The 13,291-nt window shown below is 32.3% G+C and carries 12 protein-coding genes; 3 read left to right on the top strand and 9 right to left on the bottom strand.

All coding sequences use genetic code 11. From position 1 onward, the window contains the following. Window positions 1–361: 361 nt before the first annotated feature. The 7 genes from LNP27_RS13020 to LNP27_RS12990 form a co-directional block, all read right to left on the bottom strand. A complete protein-coding gene (locus LNP27_RS13020) occupies window positions 362–1,075 on the bottom strand; it encodes a YebC/PmpR family DNA-binding transcriptional regulator (protein ID WP_229942073.1) in 714 nt (237 codons plus the stop codon). A gap of 168 nt (window positions 1,076–1,243) precedes the next feature. Next, complete coding sequence (locus LNP27_RS13015) at window positions 1,244–3,289, bottom strand: S41 family peptidase (protein ID WP_229942072.1); 2,046 nt, start codon at window positions 3,287–3,289, stop codon at window positions 1,244–1,246. A 127-nt stretch (window positions 3,290–3,416) separates the two neighbouring features. Beyond that, a complete protein-coding gene (gene gcvT, locus LNP27_RS13010) occupies window positions 3,417–4,499 on the bottom strand; it encodes a glycine cleavage system aminomethyltransferase GcvT (protein WP_229942071.1) in 1,083 nt (360 codons plus the stop codon). Between the two features lie 331 nt (window positions 4,500–4,830). After that, window positions 4,831–5,859, bottom strand: coding sequence for a TQO small subunit DoxD (locus LNP27_RS13005; protein ID WP_229942070.1), 1,029 nt, complete (start codon window positions 5,857–5,859; stop codon window positions 4,831–4,833). Between the two features lie 34 nt (window positions 5,860–5,893). Then, a complete protein-coding gene (locus LNP27_RS13000) occupies window positions 5,894–6,286 on the bottom strand; it encodes a hypothetical protein (RefSeq protein ID WP_229942069.1) in 393 nt (130 codons plus the stop codon). A gap of 213 nt (window positions 6,287–6,499) precedes the next feature. Further along, window positions 6,500–7,216 carry an AAA family ATPase gene (locus LNP27_RS12995; RefSeq protein WP_229942068.1) on the bottom strand — a complete coding sequence of 239 codons (717 nt, stop codon included), beginning with the start codon at window positions 7,214–7,216 and terminating at the stop codon, window positions 6,500–6,502. A 261-nt stretch (window positions 7,217–7,477) separates the two neighbouring features. Continuing rightward, complete coding sequence (locus LNP27_RS12990) at window positions 7,478–8,875, bottom strand: alpha/beta hydrolase family protein (RefSeq protein ID WP_229942067.1); 1,398 nt, start codon at window positions 8,873–8,875, stop codon at window positions 7,478–7,480. A gap of 233 nt (window positions 8,876–9,108) precedes the next feature. Between LNP27_RS12990 and LNP27_RS12985 the strand changes: the two genes are divergently transcribed. Genes LNP27_RS12985 through LNP27_RS12975 form a run of 3 tightly spaced genes read left to right on the top strand, consistent with a single transcriptional unit; the run spans window position 9,109 to window position 11,194 of the window. After that, window positions 9,109–9,978: an NAD(P)H-hydrate dehydratase gene (locus tag LNP27_RS12985; protein ID WP_229942066.1), complete on the top strand. Its 870-nt coding sequence runs from the start codon at window positions 9,109–9,111 to the stop codon at window positions 9,976–9,978. 60 nt (window positions 9,979–10,038) lie between these two features. Further along, entirely contained in the window at window positions 10,039–10,833 is a 795-nt protein-coding gene (locus LNP27_RS12980; protein WP_229942065.1) for a HipA family kinase, read from the top strand. Then, window positions 10,811–11,194, top strand: a complete 384-nt coding sequence (locus LNP27_RS12975; RefSeq protein ID WP_229942064.1) for a DUF3037 domain-containing protein — start codon at window positions 10,811–10,813, stop codon at window positions 11,192–11,194. Before LNP27_RS12980 ends, LNP27_RS12975 begins: the two co-directional genes overlap by 23 nt. A gap of 67 nt (window positions 11,195–11,261) precedes the next feature. Here LNP27_RS12975 and LNP27_RS12970 read toward each other — a convergent pair whose 3' ends face one another. Further along, on the bottom strand, window positions 11,262–12,452 hold the full coding sequence (locus LNP27_RS12970; protein ID WP_229942063.1) for a BaiN/RdsA family NAD(P)/FAD-dependent oxidoreductase: 1,191 nt from the start codon (window positions 12,450–12,452) through the stop codon (window positions 11,262–11,264). A 301-nt stretch (window positions 12,453–12,753) separates the two neighbouring features. After that, window positions 12,754–13,263 carry a GNAT family N-acetyltransferase gene (locus LNP27_RS12965; protein WP_229942062.1) on the bottom strand — a complete coding sequence of 170 codons (510 nt, stop codon included), beginning with the start codon at window positions 13,261–13,263 and terminating at the stop codon, window positions 12,754–12,756. Between the last annotated feature and the right edge of the window lie 28 nt (window positions 13,264–13,291).

Below are 13,291 nucleotides of genomic sequence, written 5' to 3'. Positions count from 1 at the left end.
GAGTCTATAGTAAGGAAACAGTATATTATTCCTGTTTTCTAAGCTCAATTTGTTGATAAGTGTAATCTCGATCTAATAAATCGTTAATGGTTAACAGCCTTGTATTTGTGGTGTAGTATTTTTTTATGGACGGTCTCTACCAAATTTAATACAAAAATATTTAAATTTAGTTGATTGCTAAACAATAACTACTTTCTTGCGGTAAAGAATGATATTCTTTTGCTTAAGTTTCCTTATTTAATTTGTTGTGGCTGATGTAGAGCAAGGTCAATAAATTGAGAATTAAAAAGTCCCTTTTACATATGCAAAAAGGACTTTTTTGTTGAGTATGAAATGGGTAGTTATTGATTTTAATAAAAAATTAATTTTCTTCCATCGTGTGATACACATTCATCACATCATCATCTTCCTCTAATTTTTCAATTAGTTTCTCTACATCAGCAACTTCTGCTTCTGTTAGCTTTTTTGTAATCTGTGGTATTCTTTCAAAACCAGAGGAAAGAATTTCAATACCTCTATTTTCTAATTCTTTTTGGATGGTTCCAAAACTATTAAAAGGTGCGTAAATTAAAATTCCGTCTTCATCTTCAAAAACTTCTTCAGCACCAAAGTCAATTAATTCTAATTCTAATTCTTCTGGATCCATTCCAGTTGCAGGAATTCTAAAGTTACAGGTGTGGTCAAACATGAATTCTACTGAACCTTGCGTTCCCATAGTTCCGTTGCATTTGTTAAAAAAACTTCTAACATTAGCCACAGTTCTATTATTATTGTCAGTAGCTGTTTCTACTAGAATGGCAATTCCGTGTGGTGCGTATCCTTCAAATAAAACTTCTTTATAATTAGCAGTGTCTTTGTCGGTTGCTTTTTTAATGGCGCGCTCTACATTTTCTTTAGGCATATTTGCTGCCTTTGAATTCTGTATAACTGCTCTTAATCTTGAGTTGGCTTCTGGATTTGGTCCGCCTTCCTTAACTGCCATTACAATATCTTTACCAATTCTGGTAAATGCTTTGGCCATTGCTGACCAACGTTTCATTTTTCTTCCTTTTCTAAACTCAAACGCTCTTCCCATTGCTATTTTATTATTTTGTACTGCAAAAATACAGTTATTAGTTATTTTTTCAAATATTTTTAGTACTCAATTAAAACATGAAGTAAAATAAAATTCAATCTGTTTACTTTTTTGGATAAAGATTGTCATCACAGAGTCAATATGGATTTGAAACGAATTAAGTACTGACTATTTTTTAAGTAGATTATTATAGTCATTCAAGATTGCAATAGCTTCTTCTAAGTAGGGACTATTTTTTAAATTCTCAATTTTATATGAATTTATATCTTGCAGAAAAGTATCTTTTTTTATTTTTTCTAAATCATCAGCTGTGTTTGAAAGCGTAAAATTACTTTCCCTATTAACTATTTTTTTAAATTGATTCCATAATGAATCATTTTCGTGTACGTCTTCAAATACATCTGTAAAAGCTAGACGAGTTGGCTTTTTTGGGTTGTTATATAGTGCGTTGATTTCTTCATTTGCCATCCGTATTTTATTAAAAATAGCGCTATTCTTCACTCTGCTATTACTCAATTTAATTATTTGCGAAAAATTGTTATTTGGTAGTGGTGCAAATCGGATTTTTGGAATGATTGACTCGTTTTTAAAAGCTGTCGCGTAACTTTTTTCGCGAGGAATAATACTGTCAAACAAAATGGGAAGTGCCACATCTGGAATAATACCTTTTATTTGATTGCTCTCGCCAGTAATCCTGTAAAATTTTTCAATTGTAACTTTTACAAAACTTTCTTCTTTTGCTGTATCCAGAGGAGCTATTGACTGCATGGTAGCTTTACCTAATGATGTACTTCCTATCACTAGTCCTCTATTGTAATCTTGAATTGCTGCCGCAAAAAGCTCACTAGCTGATGCCGAGTTGCCATTCATTAATAGCACAATAGGACCATTGTACAAACTTCCTTCATATTCGTTTTGGAGAATAATTTGGTCTTTCTTATTGTTAGTTAATATGGAAAAAGGACCACGATCTATGAAAATTCCAGATAATCTAATTGCTTCCTCAATAGAGCCACCTCCATTGTTTTGAAGATCAATTACTAATCCTTTAATATTTTCTTTTTGAAGTTTTACAATTTCTTTAGCTACATCATCAGTACAACCTTGAATGATATTATTGTCAAAATTAGAGTAAAAACTAGGAATATTGATGTAGCCAATTTTTGTATCGTTTTCTGCAATAAAACTGTAAACGGCATTATCAGTAGCTTTCATGAATTGCTTTTGGAGTATTACTTTTGTAACTGCTCCACCTTTTTTCTGAATCGTCAATTCAATGGTAGGATTGGTATCAGAAAAAATCATTTCGCCTACTTTATCAATCGATGAGCATGAAACAGTATAGGAAATATTTCGAGTATTTGAAATTTCTAATAGTATGTCATCTTTTTCAAATTTATTTGACTTTGCTGCAGGACCAGCAGGAACAATTTCAGCTATTACAATTTGTTCTTTTTCATTCAATTGAAAAATTAAACCTAGTGATAACGTACTTGATGACAGACCCGACATAAAATTAGATTTTGCAGCTAGCGAAAAATAATTAGTATGAGGGTCAAAATAGGTGCAAAATAAATTTAGGAAAGCGTTTTGAAGATCAACTTCTATCTGGTTTTTAGTTTCTAGAATAGTATTTACTTGACATAAATTAGCGTCAAATAGTTTCGCTTTAGTTATTTTTTCAAGCTCTGAAAAATTTTCTGTCAATGAATCTAAGTTGGTAGTCATTTTAGAAATGTCTTCTAAAATAGTGTACTTAATTCGTTTTTTCCAAACATAGTCTAAATCTTTAGCAACTAGGTCAAAAGGAAAATTCTTCTTTGAAAACCGAATGGAATCGTTTTTAGTGTAGTCAAATGGATCGTTCTGTATTTTTTCTAAAACGTTCTTTTTTCTAATTAGTGCAGTTTTATAAATAGAAATAAATTCATTCATAAACGAGCAATTATTCTTCAAGATATAATTGTCTAATTTTAAGCGGTGCTTGCGTAATTTTAAATATTCTTTTTTGGTGAAGATATTTCTATTAAAGTCCAGTGCATCTATCAAATTATCAAAGACATAAACCGATAAACTATCATCTACTTTTTTTGGTTTAAAATGTTCTTGCTGGAGTAAAGTGTTTATTTTAGAAACTAATTCACAAGTATTTTCATCACTTTGACCAAACAATGAGAAAGAGGCCAATAAAAACACAAGTAAAATTTTTTTCATTTTATAAAAAAGTATTGAATTTATTGGCTAAAGATAATGAAAGGGATCTACTATAAAAAATTAACCACAAATTTACACGTAATGATTCGTGAAATTTGTGGTTAATTTTTTTGATGTAACTTAAAGGTTATTTCTTGTAAAAAGGCAATTTTACCACTTTAGCAGGAACGTCATTTTTACGAATTCTAATAAAGATATCGCTATCAATAGCACTGTTTGCTACAGTAACGTAACCCAATCCAATTCCTTTATTCATCGACGGAGACATAGTTCCTGAAGTTACAATTCCAATTACAGCTCCAGTTCCATCAACAATCTCGTAATCGTGTCTAGGCACTGCACGTTCTTGCATTTCAAAAGCAACAATTTTTCTAGTAACACCTTCTTCTTTTTGTTTTTTCAAGTTTTCAGAATTGGTAAACTCCTTGTTAAATTTTGTAATCCAACCCAATCCCGCTTCTAATGGCGAAGTAGTATCGCTAATGTCATTTCCATACAAACAGAAACCCATTTCAAGACGTAAAGTGTCACGTGCCGCTAAACCTATTGGTTTGATTCCGTAGGCAGCTCCAGCTTCAAAAACTTTGTTCCAAATTGCTTCTGCTTGGTCATTTTTACAGTAAATTTCAAAACCTCCTGAACCAGTATATCCAGTAGCTGAAATAATTACATTATCAAAACCAGCAAAATCGCCTACTTCAAAATGGTAATAAGGAATAGCAGCTAAATCTAATGATGATAAAGGTTGCATGGCTTCAACTGCTTTTGGCCCTTGAATGGCAAACAAAGAATATTCATCAGAAAGGTTTTTCATAGCAGCACCTACATCATTTCGAGCCGAAATCCATTCCCAGTCTTTATCGATATTAGAAGCATTTACTACTAATAAATACTCTTCTTCTTTCATTTTATAGATAATTAAATCATCTACAATTCCACCGTCTTCATTTGGCAAACAAGAATATTGCGCTTTACCAATTGTCAAAGTAGATGCATCATTCGAACAAACTTTTTGAATCAAAGCCAAAGCATTTGGTCCTGTAAGCAAGAATTCACCCATGTGCGAAACATCAAAAACACCCACAGCATTTCTTACTGTTTCGTGTTCAGCATTCACTCCTTCATAAGTAATTGGCATATTGTATCCAGCAAACGGTAGCATTTTAGCTCCTAAAATTTCGTGTATGTGCGTAAGCGCAGTATTTTTCATTGTGTTGTTGTATAAAATTTGAAGTTGCTAATTTATTGCTTTTTTATGGAGTGGCAAAGGAGAGAGCAAGCAAAATTCATAGATTCAAACGTTTTCAAGAAACAAAAATGTATTTTCGAGATAATTGTTTTTTGGAGCGTCTTCCAGCTATCCATTGCAAGTCCTCGTCTCGCTAAGACGCTCGACTGTGGGGGTTTCATTTCTATCTGGGGTGGTTTTCGTATTTTGTTCGCATTTTATTTTAAGGAAAAGAACAATAGTATTTCGAAACAAAAAAAGCTCATTACTCTTCTTTTGAGAGTAATGAGGCCTTTTAAAGAATAAGACGTTATTATTGAATTTCAAAAGTATCATTCCAAGTTACACCACTAATATCGGTTAGGATAACTTTGTACTTTCCATTAGATAAATGAGCTAGCTTTTCATCTTTGATTTCTAGATTTGCTTTGGCACCCAGCGGAATAATCATGCTGTGTTTTCCACTTTTTATTTTAGCAACATATCGATTTTTGATGTTTTCTTTTGGGAAATTTGCTAATGAATTTTGATCTAGTTCTAAAATCGTATTATCATTACTATCGACAATTTTGATTCCAATTAAGAACGAACCATACACATCAGCACCTTCGACTCTAAAAAGTTGAAACGAAAGCACATCTTGCTGTAAAGTCGAATTAGTGATTTCGATTTTAGGTTTTACTGATTTGTTGTGTAGTGTTCCCCAAACTCCACCGTGAAAATATTGGTTGGTATATAAAGTAAGTGCTAAAATAGCTAGTGCACCACCAAAAACAATTTTATGCAGCGTATTAAATTTAATTGGTAAAACCCCTGAACCTAACCAATTGAAAAATTGGTATTGCGTAATTTTATAATTTCTAGTCTGAAGGAAATAATCTAATGAATATTTTCCGCTTCCTGATAGGAAGATCGTAAATCCTGAGGCTACTCCAAGTACTCCAATCTGCCATTCGTCTAAACAAGTGGTTCCTAACCAACCGGAACCTAGTAAAATTCCCATGGCTAAACTGAATACGCCAATACTCATTAAGCGGGTGAATAAACCTAGCATGATAAGCAAACCTACAATGGCTTCAACGATTGTAAAAACTGCCATTGCCCACCATAACGCATCGGGTGTGCTAACTAAATATTCTATAATAGGCTTGATTCCTAGTGCATTTGGTAAAAAGTGATTGAATTTTTCACCAATATAACCTGCAGTTTCGGGATCTAATTTGTTCTCTAAAATTAATCGACGCCAAAACGCCGAGAAATAAGTCCATCCAACAACTAAACGTAAGGTCAACGTAAAAAGTCCTGCCATATGATAGGACTGCAATAATTCTTTATTTTGCATTTTAAGTATTTTATAGTAAAAGATTAATTTGATTTTAAGCGAAATTCATATCGCTTAAATCAAAGATTTTCAATCTTTTATATAAAATGTAATAAGCAGGTGTCCAATTAGACCTTTTTTTTAATTGAAGATAATGTGTCTTTTTTGAACCAGTAGTACGATCAAAATTAGTAGATACAATTAAAGGATACTTCTTTTGTATTTGCTTTTGAGAAATGTGAGGGCCTTTTTTTTCTATAGTATTTTCCGAATCAATACAGAAAGTAGCTGGAATATTGACGCTTTTGCTAGGATTTAATGGTTTAGTTGCTGCAATCTCTAAAGTAGATTCAACATTGTTTCTAAAGGAACAGGGTGCAATCAGCAACAAAAAAGTCATTATAATAATGACAATTGATTTTGTTTTATCGATTGTGGTTTTGTTCATTTGAGTTAGTTCGAAAAATGGTTTTTAAATTTTTGAAACTATTTTTTCAAAAGTATCAAATAAGGATATAGTTTACAAATAAGACTTCAAATTTTAAGAATTCATTATCAATTGAATTAAATCTTGTTGAAAGCAATAAACCTTGCTGATTTTTTTTTGTTCCTAATTTTCAGGAATACTACTTTATTTTTTTTTGGCTACTTAACAGTACAATTAATCCAGTAGTTCTTCTTTTTCTAATTTTTCAATCAATGCAGCTTTAACTATCGTGAATGTATAATCTTTAGCTTCGGCAAATGAAATGTTATATTTACGTTCAATAAGTTGCATTTCTAAAGGAAAGGAAGCTAATAATTTATCATAGTAAGTGTCTAAAATTTCTTTAGAAGGCATTTCAAAATTGATACGCAGCTGAAATCTTCGCATCAAAGCAATATCAATAATCTCGGGATGATTAGTAGCGCAGATTAGTAATGCATTTTTTGGAAAATAATCTATTAACTGAATAATAGTATTTACTAAACGTCGCATTTCACCCACATCTTTTTCGTCATTTCCTCTTGCTTTTCCAATTTGGTCAAACTCATCTAAAAAAAGGACTGAGTTGTCTCTTGCAGCTTTATCGAATACTTGTTTAAGATTTTGTGAGGTTTCCCCAATTCGAGAGCAAACAACATTACTTAAATTCAGTATCAGTATAGATTTTCCAATTGCGTTAGCAATAGCTTTAGCGGTAGTTGTCTTTCCGCAACCTGAGTTTCCTTGCAGGAGTATTTTATTGTTTACGGGTAAACCATATTTAGTAAGTTCAGCAACATATTTGTTTTCTTTGATGAGTTGCTGAATGCTTTTTTGGTTGTATTGGTTCAGGAAAACATCATCTAAAGAAACAATTTCTTTATCATTGATGAGCAGGTTGTGTAATTCCATTATTGTAGTTGTCTGTTTTGGCTACAAAATTAAGCAATAATAGTAACTAGCGTTATTTATTAGCATTTTCGGGCTAGATTTTTTTTTAAAATAAAGATAGTTGCCGAAAATTTATTTATCATTTTTTGTAAAAGCGCGATAAAAAAAAGCCCATAAATTTTTTTAATAAATCATGGGCTAAAATTTGAATCTATTTTAATATTGATAATTCTACCAATTTTTTCAATCAATACAAATAGTGTAATTGTATCAGAAGTTGCTTTATTTAATTTGTTCTTTTATCCAATTTGTGATTTCTTTTAAAGCTGTAGGTGAAAATGTTTGTTCAATTGTTGCGTATTCATTAGGCGAACCCGTTGCGCATTGTTGGAATAAATGGTTCATATTTGCAAACTCAATAGTAGTTACATTTTTATTTCCTCCTTTTTCTAAAGCATTTTTTATTGCGGTTAAATTCTCTTTTGGTGGAACTTGTAAATCTTTTTCACCATTTACTGCTAAAACGGGACATTTTACTTTCTTTAAAGTAGGTTCTGGATTGTATTTCATGAAATATTGCATCCAAGGACTTGCAATTTGATCTACTTGTAAGGAAATATATTGATCTTTTGTCATTCCATTTGGAATTTTAGTGGTGCTATCATTCTCAATTATTTCGTTTAGTTTACTTTTTAAATCTGTTTTTAATTTTTGATTGTCATGGGATTGAACAACCATTTCAAAAAGTTTTGCATTTGTTTGAATTGATTTTTTTATATCAGTCTCAGAAGCACCATTTGCTTTTGCTATTAATTCTTGTTGCAGTAATAATAATTTATCCCCTTGAATTCCTGTACCAGCTAGCAATACGATAAAACTTACGTCTTTTGATTTTGAAGCCACCAATGGAGCAATCAAGCCTCCTTCACTATGTCCTACTAAACCTATTTCCTTTTTATTGATTTCTTTTCTTGTTTTTAGGTAAGTAATAGCACTTTCTACATCAGTGCCAAAGTCGGCAGAAGTTGCTGTTTTAAAGTCTCCTTTTGATTCTCCAACACCTCTGTCATCATATCGTAATACGGCAATTCCGTTTTTTGTTAAATAATCAGAAATTACTAAGAATGGTTTATGTCCTAATAATTCTTCGTCTCTGTTTTGCGGACCGCTTCCCGAAATCAAAATTACAACTGGGAAAACGCCTTCTTTCTTGGGAAGTGTTAAAGTGCCTGCTAATGTTATATTTGCTTTTAGATTTTGAAAAGTTACATCTTCTGAATAATATGAAAAAGGTTTTACTGGTTCTTGAGGTCTTTTTACGAATTCTTTTTCAATTGCTTTTCTGGATAAATTCATTGGGAATTCTTGACCACCTTGTTTGAAAGTTCCAATAATTTCATTGCCTTTTAATTCGCCATCGTATTCAATTCGCGCATTTGCAACTTCAAATTTAATTTTTGAATTTTCAAATGTTGTTTTAGTGACTGGAATGCCGTTTGCGCCTTGATCTGGGCTATCCATAGTTGAATTAAGTACTTCTCCAGATTTTGTTACATTAAAAACTAGTCGGAGTTGTGTTCCCTGAACTTTCAAAACACCATTCCATTTTCCTGTAATGTCTTGGGCAGTGGCGGTGATAGAAAGAAAAAGGGTAAGTAGTAAAATAGTAATTGTTCTCATTGTAATTTTCTGCTTTTTAAATTATTATGGTTTGTCATGTATTGATTAAATTTTATTGCGACTAAATAATATTAGTTTTTCCTTTAAAGGAAAACTAAGTTATGAAATAAAAGTTTTTTATAGGTAACAAATTTCAAATGCTTAAAAAATAGTTTAAAGGAGTTGCTATTTATCCCATTAACTAGATTCAATTTCTATTTAAAATGTGTATTTTTAAACAAATAAAATCTTCAATGAAAGCTATAATTTTAGATAAAACAGAAATTCTAAAGCGTTACAAACCTATTGATAAACACACGCATAAAGGCATTCAAGGACATGCATTACTAATTGGTGGAAGTTATGGTAAAATAGGTTCTATTTGCTTAGCTTCTAAAGCGGCTCTAAAAACGGGTTGCGGATTAGTTATTGCATTTGTTCCAAAATGCGGTTATGAAATTGTGCAAATTTCCATTCCTGAAGTTATGGTTCTGACAGACGTGAGCGAGAAATTTATTTCGAATATCAGTTTTGATTTTAATCCACAAGCGATTGGAATTGGACCAGGAATAGGGCAGGAGGTAGTAACTCAAAATGCTTTTCATGAATTTTTGAGAATGAACAAATCTCCTTTAGTTATTGACGCGGATGCTTTAAATATTTTATCACTCAATAAATCTTGGTTTTCTCTAATTAAACCCAAAACTATTCTTACGCCTCATCCAAAAGAGTTAGAAAGATTGATAGGGAAATGGAGTTCTGAAAAGGAAAAATTTGATAAAACTATTGCATTTTCTATACAATACAATTTGGTTATTGTCATGAAAGGAGCACCCACCTATATCATAGATGGACAAACAGTTTACGAAAATAGCACAGGAAATGCAGCTTTGGCTACAGCCGGAAGCGGTGATGTTTTGACTGGAATGATTACGAGTTTATTGGCGCAATCCTGCGAACCTATAAATGCTGCTATTTTAGGAGTTTATCTTCATGGGTTAACGGCTGACATTGCCTTACCAGAAACAGGATATCAGTCTTTTATAGCTTCTAGTATTATTTCGAATATAGGAAAAGCGTATCTCACTTTAGAAAATAATGACAAATACCAAGAACTGCTATAAAATCAAGCACAGTTATTTGTAAGTTTGTACATGCGCAAAAAACGCTATTAAAATTAGATTATGGAAAATAAACCCCATCTAAGAACTGTAAATGTTACTCGATATATTACTCCGCTGCGAGAAGGTGGCTCTTTGCCGGCATTGGCGGAAGCCGATGATGACTTTAAATATGTTTTAAAATTCAAAGGTGCTGGTCACGGTGTGAAAGCTCTAATTGCCGAATTAATAGGAGGAGAAATAGCTCGTGTTTTAAAACTTAAAATGCCAGAACTCGTTTTTGCTAATCTCGATGAAGCTTTTGGACGTAGTGAAGCTGATGAAGAAATTCAAGATTTATTACAAGGCAGTCAAGGTCTTAATCTGGCTTTGCATTATTTATCTGGCGCTATCAATTATGATCCTGTAGTTACGGTTGTAGATGCGAAACTAGCTTCGCAAATTGTGTGGTTAGATGCTTATATTACAAACGTTGATAGGACTTTTAGGAATACTAATATGTTGATTTGGCACAAGGAATTATGGCTCATCGATCATGGCGCTTGTTTGTACTTTCATCATTCTTGGAACAATTGGGAAAAACATGCGCAAAGTCCTTTTGCATTAATAAAAGATCATGTTTTGTTACCTCAAGCTACTCTTTTGAATGAAGTAGACGCTGAGTTTAAAAATATTTTATCTCCAACTGTTTTACAATCTATTGTTCATTTGATACCAGAAGAATGGCTGCAGTGGGAAGATAGCGATGAAACACCCGAAGCGCTTCGTGAAGTTTATCTTCAGTTTTTGCTAATGAGATCGAACCATTCTGAAATTTTTATAAATGAAGCTCAAAATGCAAGAAAAATACTTATATGAGTACGCAGTAATCCGTGTTGTGCCAAGGGTAGAACGCGAAGAATTCCTTAATGTGGGTATTATTCTTTTTTGTAAAAGAGCAAAGTTTATAAAGATGATTTATACTGTTGAGGAATCAAAAATGAAATTATTTTCTAGCGAATTAGATTTTGAGCAGCTACAATTAAACCTTGAATCTTTTCAGAAAATAGCTCATGGAGCTAAGAACGGCGGACCGATCGCACAATTTGAGCTTTCGGAACGTTTTCGATGGTTGACAGCACTTAGAAGTTCAGCGATTCAAACTTCTAGACCGCATCCGGGATTTAGTAACGATTTGGACAAGACCGCACAACGATTATTTGAAGAAATGGTCCTGTAAATTACTTTTTTAAGAAAATATTTTGGGTGTTTTATGCTAATACATTCACTATTTTCCTGAAAAAAAACTAAGTATGTTTATTAAAGTAATTTGCAAGATGAGCACTCATACTAAAGCATGCTTGAAGTAGATAGCCTCCAGTAGGAGTGTCCCAGTCAAGCATTTCGCCTATGCAGTAGTGGTGTTTTATTTTTAATAATTGAAAGTTTTTGTCAACGGCATTTAGTGAAACACCTCCTGCTGTAGATATCGCTTCATTCAGTAGGGCAGAACCAGTAATTTCGATACCTAGGTACTTAATATTTGTTGCTAGTAAATCAGGATTTAAGTAGGTTTCTTTAGAAAGGTATTTTTTCAAAAGTCCAATTTGTGCTAGACTTAATTTAAGTTCTTTTTGTAACGTTTCACTCGTTTTTTTATAGATTGAGTTTTCAATCTTATTGAAAATCTCTTGATGACTCAAGCTAGGTTTTAGATCTAAATAAATAGTTGCTTTATGCTCGCTTGTAAGTTCTTGCCGAATTTGTGGGCTAAGAGCATAAATGGCATTTCCTTCTAATCCAAAACGGGTAATTACCGCTTCGCCTTTTTGAATTTTGTTCAAGCAACTAATTGTTATATTTTTAAGTGGATTTCCTGCATGTTCGGCGATAAAATCGTCAGGCCAATTTACTTGATAAGCACAGTTTGAAGCTTGGAATGGAGTAGTAGCGATATCTTTAGCTTTAAACAAATCAATCCATAAACCATCAGAACCTGTTATTTTCCAGCTGCCACCACCTAAGGCAAAAACGGTATAGTCAGATTCAATTTCGATACTTTTATTAATAATAAGCGCTCCACTGTTCGCCCAACCTGTCCACGTGTGGTTGTATTTTACAAGAACGTTTTGCCTATCGAGAATTGCTAAAAAAGCGTTGAGCACAGCAATTGGCTTTATTCCTTTTTCAGGATATACTCGTTTGCTACTTCCAACGTAAGTTGGAATACCAATGCTTTTTAGCCAATTTCTTAAATCTTGATTGTCAAAATTCCTTAGCGCTTCTTCTAAAAAATGAGGTGGAGTATATCGATTTACAAGTTCGTCAATTCGTTCAGAATGGGTGAGGTTAAATCCACCTTTTCCTGCTACCAGAAACTTTCTTCCAAGGGTTTTGTTTTTCTCGTAAATAGTCACCTTAAATTTCTCGCAATCGAGTAAAGCAGCGAGTAAAAGTGCTGCTGGACCACCTCCAATAATTGAAATTGTTTTCTTCACACTACAAAAGTAACGTTTATGATATGCAATTGCTGGCTACCAAATAATAAAGTGTAAAATAAATGTACTATTTAGTGTAAATCAAAAACTCTTACTCAAATTATTAGTGAATAAAAAGATAAATGTTTTAGTAAGAAGATTTAAGAAATAATTAAAGGCTTATTTAATTAAAGGTTAACGAAAATATTTAATATATAAAAGTATAAATAACTAAATGCAAGTCTATTAAAATGGATTAATTAATTTAAAGCTTAAATGTTGTTATGTATCTTAAGTGTTTAAAAAAAATAACAAAAAAATTTTACAAAATACTTTTTTCTAATACAATAAATTCTAAAGGTTTGTCTGAAATTGGGATATGAACATCACTTGCTGGGAAGGATTCTCTTGCTCCTGTATCTACATAACCATTGCGTTTATACCATGCAATAAGTTCCTCTCGAACTGAAATTACAGTCATTACGATTGTTGGTAATCCTATTTTTTGAGCATGAATTTCTGCCTGTTGTAATAATTTTTTTCCAACGCCACTATTTTGTAATTCAGGAGAAACGGTTAACATTCCTAAATACAATTGCTGTTCTTTTTCGATTAACAATACACAACCAATAATAGCATTGTTATTTGTAAATTTCAGAATAGTATTTGTTGGATTTACGATAATTTCTTTTAGTTCCTGTTCAGTAGTTCTAAGGCCTTCTAATAGGTTTGCTTCAGTTGTCCATCCCTTTTTGGAAGATTCTCCACGATAAGCTGAGTTTATTAGGTTGTTTAATGATGAAACGTCTTCGAGTGTGGCAATTGTAATCATGAGAAATAAATAAATTGTAGTTCTGAGT

Origin of the sequence: Flavobacterium galactosidilyticum (genome assembly GCF_020911945.1) — a bacterium.
Classification (GTDB): Bacteria; Bacteroidota; Bacteroidia; order Flavobacteriales; family Flavobacteriaceae; genus Flavobacterium; species Flavobacterium galactosidilyticum.
Note: the sequence above shows the minus strand (reverse complement) of the source record. Positions and strands in the feature narration are given on the sequence as shown.

Bases quoted from the DNA above. Each gene is read 5' to 3' on its own strand.
- LNP27_RS13020 (WP_229942073.1), bottom strand. From the start codon at position 1,075: ATGGGAAGAGCGTTTGAGTTTAGAAAAGGAAGAAAAATGAAACGTTGG.
- LNP27_RS13015 (WP_229942072.1), bottom strand. From the start codon at position 3,289: ATGAAAAAAATTTTACTTGTGTTTTTATTGGCCTCTTTCTCATTGTTT.
- gcvT (WP_229942071.1), bottom strand. From the start codon at position 4,499: ATGAAAAATACTGCGCTTACGCACATACACGAAATTTTAGGAGCTAAA.
- LNP27_RS13005 (WP_229942070.1), bottom strand. From the start codon at position 5,859: ATGCAAAATAAAGAATTATTGCAGTCCTATCATATGGCAGGACTTTTT.
- LNP27_RS13000 (WP_229942069.1), bottom strand. From the start codon at position 6,286: ATGAACAAAACCACAATCGATAAAACAAAATCAATTGTCATTATTATA.
- LNP27_RS12995 (WP_229942068.1), bottom strand. From the start codon at position 7,216: ATGGAATTACACAACCTGCTCATCAATGATAAAGAAATTGTTTCTTTA.
- LNP27_RS12990 (WP_229942067.1), bottom strand. From the start codon at position 8,875: ATGAGAACAATTACTATTTTACTACTTACCCTTTTTCTTTCTATCACC.
- LNP27_RS12985 (WP_229942066.1), top strand. From the start codon at position 9,109: ATGAAAGCTATAATTTTAGATAAAACAGAAATTCTAAAGCGTTACAAA.
- LNP27_RS12980 (WP_229942065.1), top strand. From the start codon at position 10,039: ATGGAAAATAAACCCCATCTAAGAACTGTAAATGTTACTCGATATATT.
- LNP27_RS12975 (WP_229942064.1), top strand. From the start codon at position 10,811: ATGCAAGAAAAATACTTATATGAGTACGCAGTAATCCGTGTTGTGCCA.
- LNP27_RS12965 (WP_229942062.1), bottom strand. From the start codon at position 13,263: ATGATTACAATTGCCACACTCGAAGACGTTTCATCATTAAACAACCTA.